This is a genomic window from Marinobacter salexigens (assembly GCF_018860765.1).
Classification (GTDB): Bacteria; Pseudomonadota; Gammaproteobacteria; order Pseudomonadales; family Oleiphilaceae; genus Marinobacter; species Marinobacter salexigens_A.
This window is the reverse complement of the sequence record NZ_JAHKPV010000019.1, coordinates 501430-521393: the sequence shown is the minus strand read 5'-3', so window position 1 is coordinate 521393 and position 19964 is coordinate 501430. Positions and strand designations below refer to the sequence as shown.

At 52.1% G+C, this 19964-nt stretch carries 13 protein-coding genes; 8 read left to right on the top strand and 5 right to left on the bottom strand.

The window, feature by feature from the left end:
- Window positions 1-26: 26 nt before the first annotated feature.
- From KO508_RS12940 to KO508_RS12915, 6 genes are all read left to right on the top strand, one after another.
- Window positions 27-2732, top strand: coding sequence for a S8 family serine peptidase (locus tag KO508_RS12940; RefSeq protein ID WP_216008712.1), 2706 nt, complete (start codon window positions 27-29; stop codon window positions 2730-2732).
- Between the two features lie 29 nt (window positions 2733-2761).
- Complete coding sequence (locus tag KO508_RS19080) at window positions 2762-3241, top strand: protease complex subunit PrcB family protein (RefSeq protein ID WP_216008711.1); 480 nt, start codon at window positions 2762-2764, stop codon at window positions 3239-3241.
- A gap of 82 nt (window positions 3242-3323) precedes the next feature.
- Entirely contained in the window at window positions 3324-5219 is a 1896-nt protein-coding gene (gene parE, locus KO508_RS12930) for a DNA topoisomerase IV subunit B (RefSeq protein WP_216008710.1), read from the top strand.
- A gap of 115 nt (window positions 5220-5334) precedes the next feature.
- A complete protein-coding gene (locus tag KO508_RS12925; protein WP_216008709.1) occupies window positions 5335-7110 on the top strand; it encodes an SLC13 family permease in 1776 nt (591 codons plus the stop codon).
- Window positions 7111-7509: 399 nt separating this feature from the next.
- Window positions 7510-8070: a cytochrome b gene (locus tag KO508_RS12920; protein ID WP_216008708.1), complete on the top strand. Its 561-nt coding sequence runs from the start codon at window positions 7510-7512 to the stop codon at window positions 8068-8070.
- 52 nt (window positions 8071-8122) lie between these two features.
- Window positions 8123-8704 (top strand): YceI family protein, encoded by a 582-nt coding sequence (locus KO508_RS12915; protein WP_216008707.1) that lies wholly within the window; start codon window positions 8123-8125, stop codon window positions 8702-8704.
- 32 nt (window positions 8705-8736) lie between these two features.
- On the opposite strand, the gene KO508_RS12910 is transcribed toward KO508_RS12915, so the two are convergent.
- Together KO508_RS12910 and KO508_RS12905 are read right to left on the bottom strand one after the other, a co-directional pair.
- Complete coding sequence (locus KO508_RS12910) at window positions 8737-10374, bottom strand: methyl-accepting chemotaxis protein (RefSeq protein WP_216008706.1); 1638 nt, start codon at window positions 10372-10374, stop codon at window positions 8737-8739.
- A 94-nt stretch (window positions 10375-10468) separates the two neighbouring features.
- Window positions 10469-10732 (bottom strand): hypothetical protein, encoded by a 264-nt coding sequence (locus KO508_RS12905; RefSeq protein WP_216008705.1) that lies wholly within the window; start codon window positions 10730-10732, stop codon window positions 10469-10471.
- A gap of 290 nt (window positions 10733-11022) precedes the next feature.
- Here KO508_RS12905 and parC point away from each other — a divergent pair, with 290 nt between their 5' ends.
- Window positions 11023-13329 carry a DNA topoisomerase IV subunit A gene (gene parC / locus KO508_RS12900; RefSeq protein ID WP_216008704.1) on the top strand — a complete coding sequence of 769 codons (2307 nt, stop codon included), beginning with the start codon at window positions 11023-11025 and terminating at the stop codon, window positions 13327-13329.
- The gene (gene serB, locus KO508_RS12895; RefSeq protein ID WP_354668029.1) at window positions 13322-14554 is read left to right on the top strand and encodes a phosphoserine phosphatase SerB; all 1233 of its coding nucleotides are present in this window, start codon (window positions 13322-13324) and stop codon (window positions 14552-14554) included. Before parC ends, serB begins: the two co-directional genes overlap by 8 nt.
- Window positions 14555-14571: 17 nt before the next feature.
- Here serB and KO508_RS12890 read toward each other — a convergent pair whose 3' ends face one another.
- From KO508_RS12890 to epmB, 3 genes are all read right to left on the bottom strand, one after another.
- The gene (locus tag KO508_RS12890; protein WP_216008703.1) at window positions 14572-16656 is read right to left on the bottom strand and encodes an EAL domain-containing response regulator; all 2085 of its coding nucleotides are present in this window, start codon (window positions 16654-16656) and stop codon (window positions 14572-14574) included.
- Window positions 16657-16847: 191 nt separating this feature from the next.
- Window positions 16848-18656: a GTPase gene (locus KO508_RS12885; protein ID WP_216008702.1), complete on the bottom strand. Its 1809-nt coding sequence runs from the start codon at window positions 18654-18656 to the stop codon at window positions 16848-16850.
- A gap of 225 nt (window positions 18657-18881) precedes the next feature.
- Window positions 18882-19931 (bottom strand): EF-P beta-lysylation protein EpmB, encoded by a 1050-nt coding sequence (epmB, locus tag KO508_RS12880; protein ID WP_216008701.1) that lies wholly within the window; start codon window positions 19929-19931, stop codon window positions 18882-18884.
- Window positions 19932-19964 lie beyond the last annotated feature (33 nt).

The following is a 19964-nucleotide window of genomic DNA, read 5'->3' as shown; positions in this document are numbered from 1 at the left end:
GCACATCAAAACAGGGGCTAGTGCGAATGCCTGCTCACGCAATGGCAGCGACGTTTTTAAAGTGTTCAATTCTGGCGGGGTTGACAGGGGCTCTTTGGGGTTGTGACGGAAGTTCTGGAAGCATTGAGCTAACACCAGGTGATGTTGCGCTATCGGGTAGTATCGCTATTGAAGCCGGAACCCGGGTAGATGCTGACGATGGAGAAACGTTGGCATTGGGTGCCTCTCCCGAGTCTGATGCGCAACTTCTGCCTCCGGAATTTGTTCTTGCGGGTTATGTTAGTCCTATGTTCGGAGTTTATTCCGGCGCGGGCGATGGGCTTGGGAATGTGTACTCTGCAGACTCTGTTGATATTTTCACTTTGCCCTTACATTCAGGGCAGAGTATTTCCCTTCAGCCGTTCTCTACCAGCGAGGGCCCATCACCGCTGAGATTATCTCTTTTCATAGGTAATCGTCTTATTGCCACCGAGTCTACGGGTAACCAATCGGACCCGGTCCAGATTTCACTACCGGAAACCGAGCCTGCAGGCTCTTACAGCTTGGCTGTTGAGGCGACCGGTTTTGAGCCTATGCTGTATATTCTATCGACGTCCACGGCAGGCAGTGCTTTATCGGCTGGTTTTGAATGGCCAGATCACGATTTTGTTGATTCCGAGGCCATCGTTGAGTTTAAGCAGGGGGTGAGCCAGATGTCCCAATACTCGTTTGGGCCACGGGAAGGCATGGAGCCCAAAAAAGAGCTGTCGCCGGGTGTTTGGCTGGTTCAAGCCCCGGCTCAGGCGTTGCGTAGTAATGGCTTGCAACCACAAGACTCGACTCTTGAGTGGGTTCGGGCCCTGAGCAAGCGTGCGGACGTGGCCGCGGCTACACCCAACTACAAAATGAAGGCGATGAACACAACGCCCCTGAATGAGCCGCTATATAACCATCTATCCGTAGGGCAGCAGTGGCACTATGAGTTGGTGAACGCCCCAACCGCCTGGCAACTAGCCAGTGATGGCGGTGCTGGTGTGACCGTCGCAGTGATGGACACGGGATTGTACGGCGAGCCGGGTAACTGGCACAGCGAGTTGGATGCAAACGTTGTTGGTGGTGCGGATTTCGTGTCTGCAGGGTTTGATAATGACTTTGACCTGCCTGCTGGGCGGGATAATAACCCTTCGGACCCAGGAAACGCAGTTGGCACCAGTGTTTATCATGGTACCCATGTGGCAGGCACCATTGCCGCTGCGGTAAATGGTGCGGGCGGCGCCGGTATTGCATACAACGCCTCGCTGCTTCCTGTACGGGTTCTGGGCGAAGGTGGCACAGGTTCGTCTGCGGATTTGTTGGCGGCTTTGCGCTGGGTTGCTGGCCCTGTAGGTGACAGCCCCCGTGCGGATATCGTTAACCTGAGCTTGGGCGGGCTTCCTTTTCAGTCGCAGTTGAGTGAGGCCATTGATGATGGTGTAAGTAGAGGTGTGGTATTTGTCGCGGCGGCGGGAAATTCTGCGTCTACGCTTGCCTCCTATCCAGCGGCCTATGATCAAGTGTTTTCTGTAAGCGCTGTTGATGGGGCAGGTGAGCTGTCGGCCTATTCGAACTCCGGCAGCTGGATCGATTTGGCGGCACCTGGCGGCGATGCCAGCCGTGATGGTAACGCTGACGGGCGCAGTGACTTGGTCAGCAGCACCAGCGCCAGCTTGATAAATGGCACCCTGAAAGAAACCTACATAGGCTTGCAAGGGACCTCTATGGCGGCCCCGCATGTCTCGGCGGTTTTTGCTTTGATGAAGAGCCTCAATCCGGCTCTGGATCATGGCACGCTGAGAGCCATGCTAATGGCTGGAGACTTGACCTTTCAGGATTGTGGCCGTGAAATCTGCTCTAAAACCGCAGATCGGGGTTGGGGTCTTCTCGATGCGGGTAAATCCACTTTGGCGGCCTCTACGGCGGTGGTGCCCAATTTGTTGGCATCGTCCCCCGCCATTGTAAGCTTGTCGTCGGAGGGGGCTTCTTCCGCAAGCGTGACCTTGAGCGTTTATGGCAGTGACCCGGGCCTTGTAACTATTGAGTCTGTCTCTGTAAATGCACCTTGGGTGCGTTTGGATTCTGCGCCTGCCAGTGGGGCAACCGGAACCGAGTTTACCCTTTCCCTAACATTGCGTCCGGAAGCGCTGGAAGCTGGGATATCGACACGGGCACCGATTGTTGTGGAATACAGAAGCGACAGGTTACGCAGGCTTGAAATCCCGGTGATAGGCCAGAGGGTAACGGACCAGCAAGCTCGTGATGCAGGCAGACACTTTGTTTTATTGGTTGATCCCGAGTCGGAAGGTGACTTTTACACTACGGTTGCCCAGACGACGGCGGTGGTTGATAACGGGCAATACCGGTTTTCTTTTGCACCTGATGATGGCGTTGAGCCGCAAACTCTCAATGAGGTTCCGCCCGGTAACTATATTTTGGTGGCCGGGTCTGATCTGGATAACGATGGGTTGATTTGCCATGCGGGGGAAGCCTGTGCGGAATACCCGGTGACAGGTCTCAGGCAGGAAATCACCATCAGCCCGGGGCAATCGCTTACAGGTATAGAAATGACAACCAGCTATTCGCGCCCATCCATTTCGGCGGCGACACCCAATGTATTGCCCCGCCCCGGGTTTAGAGGCTATAAGCTTCTGCCAGAGCAAATAGAGAGCGGTTCTGGCCATGAGCCCGCCCCCAAACTGATTGGAGCAGAGCGTTGATTTCTGTATGTAGAAAGCTATTTGCAGGCGTGTCATCAGTTTCTCTGGTGGCCGGCCTTGCGTTGTTGGCAGGGTGTGCGTCTTCCCATGTTACCGAGGATAAGCGCGATGTGCCCTTAGCGCGACAGGTTACTCAATCAGCCCATTGTGGGCTAACGGGCCCCGGGTTGGCCTATGTTCAGGCTGCCGAGCGGTTGCAGCAGATGCTTGATCTACCAACTCAGAATATGGCGGTGCAGCAGTTGCGACAGGTGGATCTCGCCAAAGAACATTTGCTGTTTGTCACGTTAGGGGAACGGCCAACGAGCGGTTACAGCCTTAGCCTGAGTTCTGCGCAGAGCACCACAAGCACATTACAGCTTGCGGTGACGATGCGTTCGCCGGCGCCCGGAACCATGACCGCTCAGGTAATAACGTCGCCCTGTGTAGTGGTGGCGGTTCCTGCTCGTGATTGGTCGCAAATCCGAGTGTCGGGTGTTAGGGATCAGGATTTAGTTTTAAAGCCCTAATAAAAATCAGCCGTTGATCTTTGGCCATGAATCCATAAGCTATGGGATCGAATTTTCCTTCTCGTGGAGTTACGTCCAGCCTATGAGCGAGCAACAATATAACGCCGATGCCATTGAAGTACTGAGCGGCCTGGATCCGGTGCGTAAGCGCCCCGGGATGTATACAGACACTAGCCGCCCGAACCATCTGGCTCAGGAAGTGATCGACAACAGTGTGGATGAGGCTCTGGCTGGCCATGCTCGCCGTATTGATGTGGTGCTTTATGCAGACGGATCGCTAAGTGTTGAAGACGATGGTCGGGGTATGCCTGTCGACCTGCACAAAGAAGAAGGCCTCTCGGGGGTTGAGCTGATTCTTACTCGGCTGCACGCGGGGGGTAAGTTTTCTCAGGGTAACTACAACTTTTCGGGCGGCTTGCACGGCGTCGGTGTTTCGGTAGTTAATGCGCTCTCCAAGCATCTTGAAATTAGCGTAAAGCGTAACGGCCAACTCCATCGCATGACGTTTGCCAACGGTGACAAGGCTTCTGAACTGGAAGTTATTGATACGGTTGGTAAGCGCAACACCGGAACCCGTATCAAGTTCACACCGGATGCTGCTTATTTCGATAGTCCCAATTTTTCTGTGAGCCGTCTGCGCCATAACTTGCGGGCCAAAGCAGTACTTTGCCCAAGCCTGACGGTAACCTTTTTGCAGGAAAAGACGGGCGAAAAAGATGAGTGGTTCTATGAAGAAGGGCTACGCGACTATCTGCGCACCGCGCTGGTAGATTATGAAGTAGTACCTCTGGAACCTTTCATAGGCAGTTTCTCCAGTAAAAATGAAGCCGTTGACTGGGCTATTCAGTGGCTGCCTGAGGGTGGCGAAGGGGTCATGGAAAGCTATGTAAACCTGATCCCTACCGTTCAGGGCGGTACCCATGTGAACGGTTTGCGCACCGGGCTACTCGAGGCTATGCGGGAGTTTTGTGAGTTCCGTAATTTGCTGCCCCGGGGAGTAAAGCTGTCGCCCGAAGATATTTGGGAAAAGGCGGCGTACGTTCTTTCCTTCAAAATGCAGGAGCCGCAGTTTTCAGGCCAGACCAAGGAACGATTGTCGTCAAGAGAGGCGGCGGGCTTTATTTCCGGTGTGGTCAAAGATGCCTTTAGCTTGTGGCTGAACCAGCATACCGATGTGGCCGAGGTGTTGGCAGAGCTATTTATAAGCAATGCACAGCGTAGGCTCAAAGCCAGTAAGAAAGTGGCGCGTAAAAGAGTGACTTCTGGGCCGGCGCTACCGGGCAAGTTGGCGGACTGTTCGGGTGGTGATGCCGCTCGCTCTGAGTTGTTTCTGGTTGAGGGAGACTCGGCTGGCGGTTCTGCCAAACAGGCCCGCGATCGTGAATTTCAGGCGGTTATGCCGTTGCGTGGGAAAATTTTGAATACCTGGGAAGTGGATTCCAGTGAAATTCTGGCCTCTCAGGAAATTCATGATATCGCCGTTGCCATAGGTGTAGACCCGAATTCGGACCAGTTGGACGGTTTGCGCTACAACAAGATCTGCATCCTCGCCGATGCGGATTCCGACGGTTTGCACATCGCGACGCTTTTATGCGCCCTGTTCCTTAGACACTTCAGGCCGGTTGTTGCTGCAGGCCACGTGTTTGTTGCCATGCCGCCGCTTTATCGGGTTGATTTGGGTAAGGAAACCTTTTACGCCCTCGATGAGCATGAAAAGCAGGGCATTCTGGACCGCATCGAAGCCGAAAAACGCAAGGGCAAAATCTCGGTAACCCGCTTCAAGGGGCTGGGTGAAATGAACCCGCTGCAATTGCGTGAGACCACTATGGCGCCGGATACTCGCCGCTTGGTCATGCTCACCATTGAAGATGGAGATGATACCGACAGCCGCATGGATATGCTTCTGGGTAAGAAGCGCGCATCAGACCGGAGATCTTGGCTGGAGGCCTATGGAAATATGGCGGATGTGGGTACCTGACATTCTTCTATTTCTCGGCTTATTCTTTTTGGTCATATAAAAAGAATACGTTATTCTTTTTAAGTCTTCCGCAAACTCGTTATCCTGCCGGTTTTCTGATCGGGAAGAGCCGTAAATGGACTGGCAAGGATGGTTTGCGCTGGGTCTGGCGGGCGTCGCGCTTATACTCATGAGCTCAGGGCGTTATGCGCCCCATTTGGTTCTGATGGGTGTGATGGTTGTGCTCAGTGCCAGTGGCATCGTTTCAGCCGACCAAGCCCTGTCGGGTTTTTCGAATACCGGGCTAATTACTGTTGTAGCCTTGTTTGTAGTGGCGGCAGGCATTCACCATTCCGGTGGCGTCGATTTGCTGGTCAGGCACTTGCTGAGAAACCCCAAAACCGTTCGCTCGGCGCAAGCGCGCATTACTCTTCCGGTAGCATTGTTGAGCGGTTTTCTCAATAACACCCCCGTTGTGGCGACCATGATTCCGGCGATCCATGCCTGGTCCCGGAAGATAGGTATTGCCCCATCAAAGCTGATGATCCCTCTTAGCTATTCCGCCATTCTCGGTGGCACGCTGACCATGATAGGCAGCAGCACCAATTTGGTTGTTAATGGCCAGTACGAGCAATTGACTGGCGATACCGGGCTTTCCATTTTCTCTATTACGGCCGTTGGTCTGCCGGTGGCCATTCTGGGTATCGCCGCAATACTGCTGTTTATGCCCCGTGCACTTCCAAATCGGGAAGATAGGCATAAGTTTGGATCAATGAGAGAGTTCACTCTGGAGGTTGCGGTTGCGGTTGATGGGCCTTTGGTCGGTAAAACCGTGGGTGAGGCCGGCCTAAGAGAGTTGGAGCGACTGTACCTGGTAGAGATCGAGCGTGATGGCAGCGTGGTCACGGCTGTGCCTTCTGAAGAACGCCTGTGCGGCAGCGATCGGCTGGTATTTGCCGGAGATACTCAGGCTATTTCAGATCTTCTACGAATAAATGGCATTGTGCCATCTGTGCACGCAGATGAGCCCAGCTTGAGTCAGCACCGCGCGGAGCGTTGTTTGATGGAAGCTGCGCTGTCTCCCCAGTCTGAGGTCTTGGGGCTGACCATTCGTGATGCTCGGTTCCGGGAACGTTACGGGGCGGTTGTTTTGGCCGTTGCCCGTGGCGGTGCCCGGGTATCTGGAAATCTGGGTAATATTCGCCTAAAGCCTGGTGATGTGTTGTTGCTAGAAGCGCGCCCCGCGTTTGTAAGTCGTCAACGTTACAACAAAGATTTCCTGCTTATAAATGATCTGGAAACCGAGGCTCCGAGGCACGATCGCGCGTGGCTGTCTTGGGGCATCTTGATTGTTCTGGTGGGGCTGGCGGCTTGTGGTGTGCTCAGCATGCTAAACGCTGCCTTGCTAGGCGCCGCCTTGATGATTCTGAGCGGTTGTTGTTCCGTAGGTCAGGCGCAGAAGTCAGTGGATGTGCCAGTGGTGCTCACGATCGCGGCTTCGTTCGCTCTGGGCGCGGCCCTAGAGGAAACGGGGGCGGCCAGTTATGTTGCTGGCGTTATTCTCGGCCTAAGCAAGGGCCATGTTTTACTGGCTCTGTTTCTCGTCTATTTTTCCGTGTCTGTGCTGACAGAGGTGATTACCAACAACGCGGCAGCTGTGCTGGTGATTCCTGTTGTGTTATCGATGACCAGCGCCATGGGGGTTGCGGCTGAACCTTTCGTGATTGCGGTAATGATGGCCGCATCGGCCAGTTTCGCCACGCCGCTGGGGTACCAAACCAACATGATGGTATTTGGCCCGGGAGGCTATCGCTTTTGGGATTTCGTGCGCGTTGGCTTGCCAATGAACGTGTTCGTTGGGCTGGTATCGGTTACGGTAATTGCGACGGTGTACGGAATTAGCCCAGGCTGAACGCCATAGCGGTGAGTATTATCGGCCAGTTCGTTTACTGCGTAGCTAAAATTTGGCAGCTCTCTGTGCGTGAAAAGGGTTTCACAGAGAGCTACCACATAATCAATTGTTGCTTGGGATTACAACGGATTCGTCGAATTCAAGTTCCATGTCCTGTCCTCTCGTTCAATGAGGCCCCCGACGGGGCGCTTTAATCATAGAGAAAGTCTACCGGGTTAATAAAAATCGACAATCCGTACAACCCGAATGAGACCAAAGTCAAGCCATTTCGATCGTCACGCTATCATGGTCAAAAATTTTGACGGTGGAAGGCAAAACATTCCGATTTCTTTTAAACGTGCGGCTTTTTATACTCAATACAGTTCAAATTGCGGACCTGAATATGAGGCCTAAATTGCTATGCAAGTAAACAATACCCCTGCCAGCTATGGCTTGTTGGCGATCCTGCTTCACTGGATCGTAGCGTTTGCCGTGATAGGCCTGTTTGCCCTCGGCTTTTGGATGGTGGACTTGTCTTACTACGATGACTGGTACCGGCGTGCTCCGGATATTCATCGTAGCATTGGTATTTTGTTATTCGGGCTAATGATTTTTCGACTTCTGTGGCGGTTGGCTTCATCTTTACCGAAGCCTATTGCCGCACACAAACGCTGGGAGGTGTTGATCGCCCGGATTGCTCACATGCTGCTATATGTCTTGGTTTTTACGGCGATGGTGAGTGGTTACTTAATCTCAACCGCCGACGGGTCGTCCATAAGTGTATTTGGCTGGTTCGACGTACCATCGGTCACTGGCCAAATCAAAGGGCTTGAAGATACCGCTGGTCTGGTGCATTACTGGAGTACATGGGCACTAATTGCTCTTGTGGCTGTCCATGCTGCAGGTGCGTTGAAGCACCATTTCTTCGATCGTGATGAAACCCTTGGCCGGATGTTGGTTCCTGCACGGCGAAATGATTGATTCGTACAGCGCTGTGTTTAACAGCGCGTTTATCTACTTAGAGGAGAGTGTTATGAAGAAATTATTGCTTGCATCTGCCGTTTCTGTGGCGCTGATAGGAAGTGTTCAAGCCGACGAACACAGTGGAACCTATGCATTTGACAAAGAGGGTGCCCACCAGTTTATCACCTTCAAAATTTCTCACTTGGGTTACAGTTGGCTTTATGGACGTTTTAACGATTTTGATGGTCAGTTTGTTTACGATGCAAAAAAACCTGAAAACAGTTCGGTATCCGTAACCATTGATACCTCCAGTGTGGACTCCAACCATGCTGAGCGGGATAAGCACATTCGTAGTAAGGACTTTCTGAACGTTGGTGAGTTTCCCGAAGCGAGCTTTAAAAGTAAGCGTGTAGTTGTTGATGATGAAGGTGAAGCGGATATCGTAGGTGATTTCACACTGCACGGTGTAACCCGCGAGATTACGTTGGATGTGGAAATGCTAGGCCACGGTAAAGATCCCTGGGGCGGCTACCGCATGGGATTCGAGGCTGAGACGGAATTGCGCCTTGAGGACTTTGGCATTCCTGCAAGCCTCGGAAAGGCTTCCGAAACTGTAGAGATTACTATCTCGGTTGAAGGTGTTCGTCAGTAAGTTTCTGCCTCCTGACATGGTAGATTCCGGATTTACACCCGGAATCTACCTGTTTGCTTCTCTAATTCGCGCGCATACTCGTCAAGTGATTGGCTGATGCCGTTTATGTCCTTGGATCGGGTTGCGCTTTCGGTTGCCAAATCGTTAATTTCAGTGATGCTCCGGTTGATCTCGTCTACTACTTGAGTTTGCTCTTCGGTTGCGGAGGCAACACTGGTGTTCATGTCGGTTATCGTCGTCATTGCTTCGAGTATTGCATTTAACTCCTGCTCGGCTTCCGTTGATAGCTTCACGGTTTCCGACGCTTCCTGACTTCCAGTCTCCATTACGGCAACAATATCGGCAACACCGGTTTGCAGAGCTTCAATCATGGCTTGAATATCTTCCGTGGACTGCTGCGTACGTTTTGCCAGAGTACGCACCTCATCCGCAACCACCGCAAATCCACGGCCTTGATCGCCTGCTCTGGCAGCTTCGATGGCTGCATTCAATGCCAGCAAATTCGTCTGTTCTGCAATGCCCCTGATGACATCCAATACCGATGCAATATTATCGGAGTCATTAGAGAGTTTGCGAATAACCTCAACCGCTTTTGTGATTTGACTTGAAAGGCGACGAACTTGCTCCGACGATTTTCGGATAATGTCTGCGCTGTTATTGCCTTTGTTTTCGGCGTCCTTAGTAACGTCTGCCGCCTGAGACGCGTTGCCGGCAACTTCCTCTATCGCGCTCTGCATTTCATTGATAGCGGTTGCAACCATTGAGATAGCGCTGGTTTGTCGATTTACACCTTCGTTATTGTCAGTTGAAGCCTGACGCAGGCTATCAGACCCTTGGCTCAGCTCTATAGTCAGCTGCTGAATTGAGGCGATCATAGATTGAAGGTTGTTGAGAACCTGATTGAAGCTTTTGGCGAGAGCGCCCAGATCGTCATTAACCTCAACTGGAATACGTTGAGTAAGGTCACCGTCTCCTTGGGCAATGTTGTCCAATTGCTCACGAAGAGCTGATATGGATTGAATGATCATCCTGAGGAATAGGATGAAGATCGTGACGCTACCGATGATGGCGAGCGAGGTGATTACTAGGATTGCAACGGAGCTACTTTGACCCTCGCTTGAAACACCTAAAGCTCGCTCCCGAGCCTTATCATCTGCATGGGTGCCGACCTTGTCAAAATAGTTCCGTAGGGCTTCAAAGCGGTTTGCTGCTTCAGTTGAAGCGAGTTTTCTAGCCTCTTTGGGTTGACCTTGTTCCGCCAGACTTATGACTTTGCGAGCTGATCGCTGCCAATTTTCAAAGGCGGTGTCGAACCCCTGAGTGACTGAGGCCACGCCGGTGCCACCGAGTTGTTTTACGGTTTTCTCAAAGCGCGCTCGTGCCTGATCTGCATTTTCTTCAAACGTTGAAATGAATTCTGAACCGTCTTCGTTGTTGATACTGGCGTCAACATAGGCCATCTGGGCAACCAAGGCCTGATAAAGGTCTCGGTCTCCATTCAGGATCTGGCTTACGGAAGTTAAATAAGTCTCAGCAATATCTTCGGTGCCTGAAACCAAGTGACGGGTAGTGTTAACACTGAACAGCCCTATAAAAATAAGGGCAATAGACGTGATCGCAAAAGGGAGTGCTATTTTCGAGCGTAGCCCGAGGCGCTTACTTATTGTCATAATGGGCCCTAGTGTCTGCTGATACTTTTCATAGCATAGCAGCCCTGAGCCGGGTGGTAGGAAATTATTGAAATGTGGTTACATCAGCAGTGCACTAGGCATCTGAGTGAAGGCCTTGGCGGGATGTTGTTGATGTTTCCTCATCCGCTTCGCTGGAGCGGTATAGGTGTCGCTGGCGCCAGAACTGAGCACCGAAAATAACCAGTCCTATCAGTAAACCAGCCCAGAGATAGGGCGTAGGAACCTGAAAACTTCCACTGATTGCAAATTCTACAAGAAGCATCAACGCCACGGCTAGTGCCGCATTCACTATGGCCGTAACCATAGCTTGCCCGCAGGCTTTGATATTGGGTTTCATAGTGTTCCGCTTGTTAGAAAGGAAAACGGTCTTCTATTCATCACTGACCAACGAGCATACGGCGCTCCTTACAGTCTCTCCATGCGGGAATTCCGCTATTGGAATCGACAGCGTTGGGTGTGGGTAGCGTGTTTCTGCCAATATATCCGCAGGTTGTTGGTGTATCAGCCTTGTGCTCCATATAATGTCCTTCTGCCTTGGCGCACCATTTCTCCGTGATTATGTGGAGTGTGCAGGGTAGCATCACCGACTTCTTTAAAATCAGGCAATACAGGCAAAAAGAGGCATCCATGCCAGAGTTTCAGACGACGGATGAGGGCTTTGAGCGGGTATCACTCAGAGACTACACGGAAAAAGCCTATCTCGATTACTCCATGTACGTCATTCTTGATCGTGCACTCCCTAATGTTGGAGACGGGCTGAAGCCGGTTCAGCGGCGAATTATTTACGCCATGTCAGAGTTGGGCCTCAAGTCCACGTCCAAGTACAAAAAATCTGCCCGCACCGTGGGCGATGTCCTTGGTAAGTTCCATCCGCACGGGGATAGCGCCTGTTATGAGGCCATGGTGCTCATGGCCCAGCCATTTTCCTATCGTTATCCATTAGTGGACGGTCAAGGCAACTGGGGTGCGCCGGATGATCCCAAATCTTTTGCTGCCATGCGTTACACCGAGTCACGGTTGGCAAAATTTTCTGATCTGTTGCTGACAGAGCTCGGGCACGGAACCGTAGACTGGGTGCCCAACTTTGATGGCACTATGGATGAGCCCTCGGTGCTGCCCGCGCGGCTGCCACATGTGCTGTTAAACGGCACCACCGGCATCGCCGTGGGCATGGCAACAGATATTCCGCCCCACAACGCACGGGAAGTGACCGCAGCTTGTATTCGATTGTTGGACGAGCCCAATGCAACCGTCGATCAGCTGTTGGAGCACGTAAAAGGGCCGGATTTCCCGACTTACGCGGAAATCATCACGCCCCAAAAAGATCTGCGCCAGATGTATGAAACGGGCCGTGGCTCTTTACGGATGCGTGCCCGCTGGGTACGGGAGACTGGTGAGATTGTTGTTACAGATTTGCCTCATCAGGTTTCCGGGAACCGGGTGTTGGAGCAGATTGCGCATCAGATGCAAACCAAAAAGCTGCCCATGGTGGCGGATCTTCGTGATGAATCTGATCATGAGAACCCAACCCGGTTGGTGATTGTGCCGCGCTCCAATCGCGTGGATCTCGACGGGCTCATGGCGCACTTGTTTGCCAGCACAGATCTTGAGAAAACCTATCGGGTAAACATCAACGTTATTGGTAACGATGGCCGCCCGGGCGTGAAAGGGCTGCACCAGATGCTCACGGAGTGGCTGGCATTTCGCCGCACCACCGTAACCCGCCGCCTACAGCACCGTCTCGACAAGGTGCTGGCGCGCTTGCATATTCTGGAAGGCTTGTTGATTGCTTACCTGAATATCGATGAAGTTATTCACATTATTCGCACTGAAGACAAGCCCAAGGCGGTCTTTATGGAGCGATTCGGATTATCTGCGGATCAAGCTGAATCCATTCTTGAGCTGAAGTTGCGGCATCTGGCCAAGCTTGAGGAAATGAAAATCCGTGGCGAGCAAGACGAACTGGCCGCAGAACGGGATGAACTTCAGTCTATTCTCGGTTCCGAAAAGCGTTTGCGCGAGCTGATCAAAAGCGAGTTACAGGCGGATGCGCAAGAATATGGTGATGACCGTCGTTCTCCTATTGTCGAGCGAGAAGAAGCCAAAGCGTTTAGCGAAAACGATCTGGTTTCCAACGACCCGGTTACCGTTGTATTGTCGGACAAAGGCTGGGTAAGGGCCGCCAAGGGCCACGATATAGATCCGGACGGGTTGAGTTATAAAGCTGGAGACAGCTTCGCCTTGGCAGCACGGGGTCGCAATAATCAGCAAACGATCTTTCTGGATTCGACCGGTCGGGCCTACTCGCTGATGGCCCATAGCCTCCCGTCTGCCCGAGGGCAGGGCGAGCCGCTTACCGGCAGGATAAACCCGCCTTCCGGGGCCAGTTTCTCAGGTCTCCTAATGGGTGATCCGGCCCGCAAGACGCTTCTGGTGACTGATGGTGGTTATGGGTTTGTGACATCGCTGGACGACATGATCAGTAAAAACCGGAACGGCAAGGCCATAGTGAGTGTGCCTAAGGGGGCGAAGATTATGCCGCCGCTGCTTATTCCGGTTACGGAGAAAGCTCTGTATCTGGGAGCTATCTCGAACGAAGGCCGAATGCTTGTTTTCCCGCTTAGTGAACTGCCGGAACTGAGCAAAGGCAAGGGTAATAAAATCATTAGCATTCCCTCTGCGCGGGTGCAGAACCGTGAGGAATATGTTGTCGCTATTGCTGTGTTCGCTGAAGATGACCAGTTAGAGGTGCGTGCAGGTAAGCGTAAGATGGGGCTGCAATTTGCAGACCTTGAGCATTATCTGGGAGAGCGGGGCAGGCGAGGGCATAAACTGCCCCGTGGTTTGCAGCGCGTTGATGCGATCGATGTAATCCCCTCTGCCGAACGTGCGAAGGAGGAGAGTGCCAAGGTGGAGAATCCCGACAGTGAGTGAACTAGTTCTGATAAACGTGTCCGGACGCGATAAACCCGGCCTCACGTCGGAAATTACCGGTATTATGGGGCAGTACGATGTTCGGATTCTGGATATAGGGCAGGCGGTTATTCACGATCATCTAACCTGGGGCATCCTCATTGAGATTCCGGATGAATCGAAATCTTCGCCAGTGATCCGTGATCTTCTGTTCCGCCTACACGCGCTGGATCTTCAGGTTCGGTTCGCTCCGATTACCGTGGAGGAGTACCAAACCTGGGCAGAAGGTCGGAACCGTGCTTGCTACATCGTTACTCTGCTGTCTCGCGACATCAAGGCGGAACAAATTGCCCGTGTCTCTGCGATAACCGCACGCCATGGCTTGAATATTGACAATATCTCCCGGCTATCGGCGCGGCCGTCACTCAATACTGCCGGTAACGGCATTGCTTGTGTTGAGTTCTCTGTACGTGGCACACCCTCGGATCTGGAGCAGCTACGAGCCGATTTTCTGCATATTGCAGGCGAAATGAATGTGGATATCGCCTTTCAAGAAGACTCCATCTTCCGCCGAAACCGGCGCTTAGTGGTGTTTGATATGGACTCCACTCTCATTGAAGCGGAAGTGATTGATGAGCTAGCTCTGGAAGCGGGTGTCGGTGAGCAGGTTGCAGAAATAACCGAGCGCGCTATGCAGGGTGAGCTGGACTTTAGCCAGAGCTTTGCAGAACGCCTTGCGTTACTAAAAGGCTTGGATGAATCAGTGCTAGAGCGGGTTGCTAGTCGGCTGAAGATGACAGAAGGTGCGGAGCACTTGATCCGAAGCTTGAAAGCGCTCGGCTACCGAACGGCGATCCTTTCAGGAGGCTTTACCTATTTCGCCCGGCATCTTCAGAGCAAACTGGGCATTGATTACGTCTATGCAAATGAGTTGGAAATTCGGGATGGCAAAGTAACCGGTGAGGTTTCCGGCCAGATTGTCGACGGTAAGCGCAAAGCGGAGCTTTTGCTGGAAATTGCCAAAAAAGAGCACATTTCCCGAGAGCAGGTTATTGCAGTGGGTGATGGGGCAAATGATCTGCCGATGCTGAGCCAGGCCGGTCTTGGTGTTGCGTTCCGGGCAAAACCGTTGGTTAAGGAATCTGCCCGTCATGCAATTTCGACGCTTGGCTTGGATGCTATCCTTTACCTAATTGGCTTTCGTGAAAGTGAAACCAATCAGGGACTAAAAAGCGCCGGTTTCTGAACCGGCGCTTTTTAGTCTCAGTTATCGCCAAAGTCGTAGTTCATCTCTGGCGCCGGTGCCTGCAGGTAATAGCCCTGTATGTAATTCACACCGGCCTGCCAGAGCGTGGCAAGTATACCGGCATTCTCTACCAGCGGAATAATGGTGAGTTTGCCCGCGCTTTGCAGGCTGGTGACCATTTCCTTTACCTGTTCCTTGGCTTCGTCACTCTTCTGGATCTCCTCCGTAAAGGAGCCATCGATTTTCACATAATCCGCATCAATGTGTTTGAGAGTGTTGAACGGATTCAGTGCGCAACCGAACTGGGCAATAGATACCTTGCAGTGAAGCTGGTGCAGGGCTTTGGTAAGCTCCTTTGCCTGCTTCATGTAGTTGGTCGCGTCGCCTTCGCGAATTTGGAAAATAAGCGAGTCACCAGGTAGGCGAGCTGCTTTCAGTGCCACGCTGAGCCACGGCGTAAAGGTTTTGTCTTGCAGAGTCTCTGCTGTCACGTTGAGGAACATGTGGGTATCGTTGCCTCTGGAGCGGTGGCTAGCTAGCTGTTTTATCGTTTGCAGGATAACCCAGCGATCAATTTTCATGGCGGTATCGCTCGGCCCCATAGGTGGAAGGAAGTCGTAAGGTGAGACTTCTTTATCATCCTTATCGAGCATTCTTACGGAGGCTTCGTAGTGTTCTTCGCCTTCACCGCGAAGGTTTATGATGGGCTGGAATAGAAGCTTGAAGCGGTTATCATCCAGTGCCTTCTGTATCGCCTCAATAGAGTTACTTTCATCCAGAGTTTCGTAATCTGCCGGGTTGTAAATGCGGATTCCATTACCCTGAGACTGGCCTTCCTGTTTACGTACTTCCGAAGATGCAACGTGCGCCCGAGCTAGCAGCTCTTCTGCCTTTGGTGAGTTTTCGGTGATGGATGCAATGCCGATACTAACGGTTAGCGGAACAGTGCGACCATTAATATCGAATAGATGCCCATCAACAGCTTTGCGAATTTGTTCGCAACGGCTGCTCATGGATTTTTCATCACAGGGAAGGCAAAGTACACCAAAAGCATCATCGCTGAGGCGTGCGAGCATTAAGTCATCTCCCGCCTCGTTTTTCAGAAGGCTGGCCAAATCTCCCAGCAACAGGTCTGCACCGGAAATTCCCACTTGACCTTTCATGGCCATGAAACTGTCAAGAGCGATATATGCCAGCGCGCCGGTTTTATTATCCTTGCCAGCTTTGGCAATCGCTTGATCAAGCTCTTTCATCAAGTGTTGGCGGTTGTAAAGGCCCGTGAGCAGATCCTGACTGCTGATCTCCCTTAGTTTTTCTTCAAGCTCTGCGTCGCTGTGCTCCGGTTGGAGAACAATTTGGGTGCATGTTTCGCCATCATAGGTTGCCGCAGACACAGACATAGTTACCGCTAATTCGTGCTCATCACTACGCTTTGCCGTGCAATTAATGGTCATGCCGTCTTCGCCTTTTTCTGCGAAAGATTTCATGAAGGCTTTGTACTCGCTCTGGCTTTCCGATGTGAGAGTGTCCAGAACGGGAATGCAGATCAAATCATCGATATCGTCGTAGCCCAGAAACTCCATATAGGACTGGTTGGCATAAATGTGCATGCCGTCATTGATATAGGCGATGGCGTCCTTTGAGCTTTCCAGAAGTAGCTGGCACCTCTGTTCTGCTTCGCGTAGGTGTGATTCCAGCGCGCGCTTGCGCCTGCGGTCTTCAAGCGCGGTCAGTTCACGTTTGACTTTGAGTATCAGAAGGTCGCTGTGTTCGAACTGCACAGTTCCTTGTGCACCAGCCTTTATGACAGCTACGGTTCTCTCGCGGCTTTCCTCTGCCGTTAAAAATAGGCAGGGGATGTCTTTGTCCAAGCGCTTAATCGTGGCCAAGGCTTCATCTGCCGTGAACTCTTGCTCTACATCCCGGGCAAGTAGCAAATCCCAGTTGCCGTTTTTAAGAGCTTCTTCCATGTCTTCTTCGGAAGTAATCCGGTGGGCTCTTGTGGCTTTCCCAGAGTTTCTTAATAAGCTAATCAGAGATTCGGCGTCGTTTTGCGAAGGGTCGAGAATCAGGAGGTGTACGGTCGCGTTCTGTTTCTGCATTCCTAAGGCGTCTCGTCATACAGGTTGGCTGGGCCGGCCACGGCAGAGAAATGCTCTGCCATAGATTCAGTATCTTGTTAGAAACTGTGGACTCGTACTGCTAGACCGGACTGTCACTATCGCTGAATGATGCAGGGGTTGAGGCTTAATAACAAGCCTCCGGCGGATATACATATATCAACCGGAGACAATTACAGAGAAGGCCACAATGAATCAAAATCATCTTCACTGGCGCTAGCAGGCGCTGATGTGCTTGCTGGCGCTGCGGCAGTAACATTTTTCTGAAGCTTGAGCTCAAATTGGCTGATGCTACCGGTAGACGATACTTTCGTAGCTAGTTGGCCTTGTTCCTCCCGGCCATCATGCAGCATAGAGATTCGGCTACCAGGCTGGAATGGAAGGCGGGGGGTAATCAGGGTTGCGGCCTGATTAACCACACTGATCTCCGGAAGTAGAAGCCCACGCAGGTATTCGCTACTTTGCCCAACCTTTTGGAGAAGGCGTACGCCGCAGGGCGAGGCGCTGGGGGCCAACAGTTCTATACCAATTTGGGTTCCGTGATTTTTCACTTGTCGAATCCAGCGCACGACGGCAAGGCTCCACGGATGTGAGCGTTGCTCTCGCACCCCCAAAATCTCGCCTGTTTGCATGGAGGGTGGAACACTTGCCTCCCAGGAAACGCAATAGCCGCCGGGGCTGGTGTTTACCAGCAGGGTGGAGTGTGACTTGGGCCGGTTTTTATCGTTCGCGGGTGTGGGTGTGTTTCCGAAGCTGCCGCGGAAGTTGATTGGCGTGTCGGCAGCGTGCAAATGTTCATCGGTCGGTGCAGCGTCTGGAGCGCCTCCCCAGGCATCTTCGCGTTTTCGTGATGAGCGAATGAAAAGGTTTTCCTCACCTTCAGGGCCGTTATCATTACCGGTTACAAATTCCGTAAACGACTTTTCTCCGGCAATGAAATAATGCACTGCTGTGAGACCCACACACACCTCAAGGGTGCCGTGGCTGGCAATCCGGTTGAAGTTTCTTGTGGCCAAAATACCTAAGGCCTGACTCAAGTGAGTAAGCAGTGTTTCGTTAACATTGCTGCCTACTCTCAGTGTCTCCGGCACGGGTTGCTTACGAAGCCGTGCTTCAAGATGCTCAGATATCATATTGGCCAGCTCTCTGGTGTCGAAACCGAAGCTCTCATCGCCTGGCTTATGGTCCAGCAAACTTCTATAAACCGGAGAGTTGTCCCGCTCCATATTGACAACAAAAAGGCTATCGTCGCCGATATCGGGACCGCAGCGTGAATGTTCTGTCCAGGACTCAAACAGTTCGTATGCTTGTAACAGGTCCGTTTGCCTAAGCTGGTTGGGTCTGGCGCACCCAAGCAGCAAAAGGCGTTTATAGCTGTCTGCGATGGTGGAGGACTGTCTTTGTTTTAGAGATGCGTCTTCTACTGCCGAGCCGGAAAGCTTGTTTCGATGGGCAAACCGGAACATGCGGTGGCACTCGAGCCAGCTGAGGGCTGGACTGGGGCAATAAAGCTGGTGCGAACGTAAAATTGTCGATGCAAGCTCAGATATAGCGCGGTGAGTGGCAATGGCGATCAGCTTTCGGTTCTTGTCTAAACCTCCGTCTTCCAGCGCCTCTAAAATGCACAGTTTATAGCCGCTGGAAAGGTGCAGTTGCAGTGCTTGAGAGAGATTGGCTATTTTGCGTTGCTTCTCTGGTAAGGCAACCGCGAGCCCCAAATAATGACGTGAGAGCTCGTTACAAACGAAGTGAATTTTTTCACGAATCAGTTCAAGAAACTGCAGGCGGTGTTGAGGCGCAAGAAACAGATGGTTGAGCTCGATGATTGCGTGATAGAGCTGACGCGATACTTCGCCGATATTGGCCATGGGAAGCTGTCGCGTCCAGGCCTTAAAGGCTTTGGGTGTTGTATCGCAAAACGACAAGCTTGCCGTTTTTTGCTCGGGAACACGGAGATCAGGTTTAAGGATCGTGCCTTCCATGAAAATGCGCCACCGTCAGGACAATGTTGTGTATACGGATTCCCTTGGCCAGCACGGCAATAGATGCTTGGGTACGCCGGTTTATCGGGAAAATGCCGCAAATACATATTTTTACAAAATAGACGTTACTTGACTTTAAAGTAGCAAACTAGTGCAAGAAAGCGAGAAATTCACATGTTGACAATGTTTGACATGTGAACTGAGGCCAACTTTTTTAAGCAATCGTTAGGGGAGGGGCGAAAAAATGTCTATTGGTGTTTTCGAAGGCTTTCCTGGAACTTCGCGAACCAGCTTTGGAACCAAAAACCCCGGCAGTCTGGAAAGCAGATCTTGAACCAACAGTCTGGCTTCTTCATCTGAGACATCGAAATGATGGGCGCCAGCCACCGGATCGAATGCGTGGAGGTAATAGGGCAGAACACCTGCCTCAAACAGAGCTTCACTCAGGCTTTCAAGTACCTCCGCATCATCGTTGACACCTCTGAGAATCACGCTCTGATTCAATAAAGTGACGCCCGCCGCACGCAGGTAGCTCAAGGCGCGACGCGTTGTTTTGTCGATTTCTGCTGAGTGGTTGATGTGGAGTACCATGACAACCTGCACCCGTGCGCTACTGATCCACTTTAGCAGTGAATCACTTACACGTTGCGGAATGACCACAGGCAGGCGAGTGTGCAGGCGAATGCGTCGGATATGTGGAATGCTGCTGATGGCTGAAGTCCACTGGGACAGCAGCTGATCGTTGACCGCTAGAGGGTCACCGCCACTGAATATGACTTCGTTAATTTCGGGGCTTGCCAAGAGAGTGTCCAGCACACGTTGCCGGTCGACTGGGCTCAGGCGCTGTTCGTCGTAAGGAAAGTGCCGACGAAAACAGTAGCGACAGTTGATGGCACATTGACCCGTTACCATGAGAAGAGCGCGACTGCGATACTTCCGGATCAAACCAGTGGTTTGAATGGCGTCGTCTTCCTGAAGCGGATCGACAACAAATCCCTCTGCCGTGTTCACTTCTGCGTGAAGGGGCAGCACTTGCCGCAGCAATGGATCTGCGGGGTTGCCTTTCTCCATTCGCGCAAGAAACGGCTCGGGAACCCTGATTTGAAACAATCGGTGCCCCGCCTCAGCTCCTGCCAGCCATTTTTCAGCAGGCAAATCCAGTCGCGCCAGCAATTCTTGCGGTGAAGTTATCGAATCGGAAAGCAGTTGTTGCCAGCTCCGGTTATCATCGCCCGAAAGCCGGGCTTCTATAGAGGCAGGGGTTCGCTGTATCATAGCGGCCTTTGAATTTTAAACAGCATTTTGGCA

Coding starts and splice junctions, on each gene's coding strand:
- KO508_RS12920 (WP_216008708.1), top strand. CDS start 7,510: ATGCAAGTAAACAATACCCCTGCCAGCTATGGCTTGTTGGCGATCCTG.
- KO508_RS12925 (WP_216008709.1), top strand. CDS start 5,335: ATGGACTGGCAAGGATGGTTTGCGCTGGGTCTGGCGGGCGTCGCGCTT.
- KO508_RS12885 (WP_216008702.1), bottom strand. CDS start 18,656: ATGGAAGGCACGATCCTTAAACCTGATCTCCGTGTTCCCGAGCAAAAA.
- parC (WP_216008704.1), top strand. CDS start 11,023: ATGCCAGAGTTTCAGACGACGGATGAGGGCTTTGAGCGGGTATCACTC.
- KO508_RS12915 (WP_216008707.1), top strand. CDS start 8,123: ATGAAGAAATTATTGCTTGCATCTGCCGTTTCTGTGGCGCTGATAGGA.
- KO508_RS12940 (WP_216008712.1), top strand. CDS start 27: ATGCCTGCTCACGCAATGGCAGCGACGTTTTTAAAGTGTTCAATTCTG.
- KO508_RS12910 (WP_216008706.1), bottom strand. CDS start 10,374: ATGACAATAAGTAAGCGCCTCGGGCTACGCTCGAAAATAGCACTCCCT.
- epmB (WP_216008701.1), bottom strand. CDS start 19,931: ATGATACAGCGAACCCCTGCCTCTATAGAAGCCCGGCTTTCGGGCGAT.
- KO508_RS12890 (WP_216008703.1), bottom strand. CDS start 16,656: ATGCAGAAACAGAACGCGACCGTACACCTCCTGATTCTCGACCCTTCG.
- KO508_RS12905 (WP_216008705.1), bottom strand. CDS start 10,732: ATGAAACCCAATATCAAAGCCTGCGGGCAAGCTATGGTTACGGCCATA.
- parE (WP_216008710.1), top strand. CDS start 3,324: ATGAGCGAGCAACAATATAACGCCGATGCCATTGAAGTACTGAGCGGC.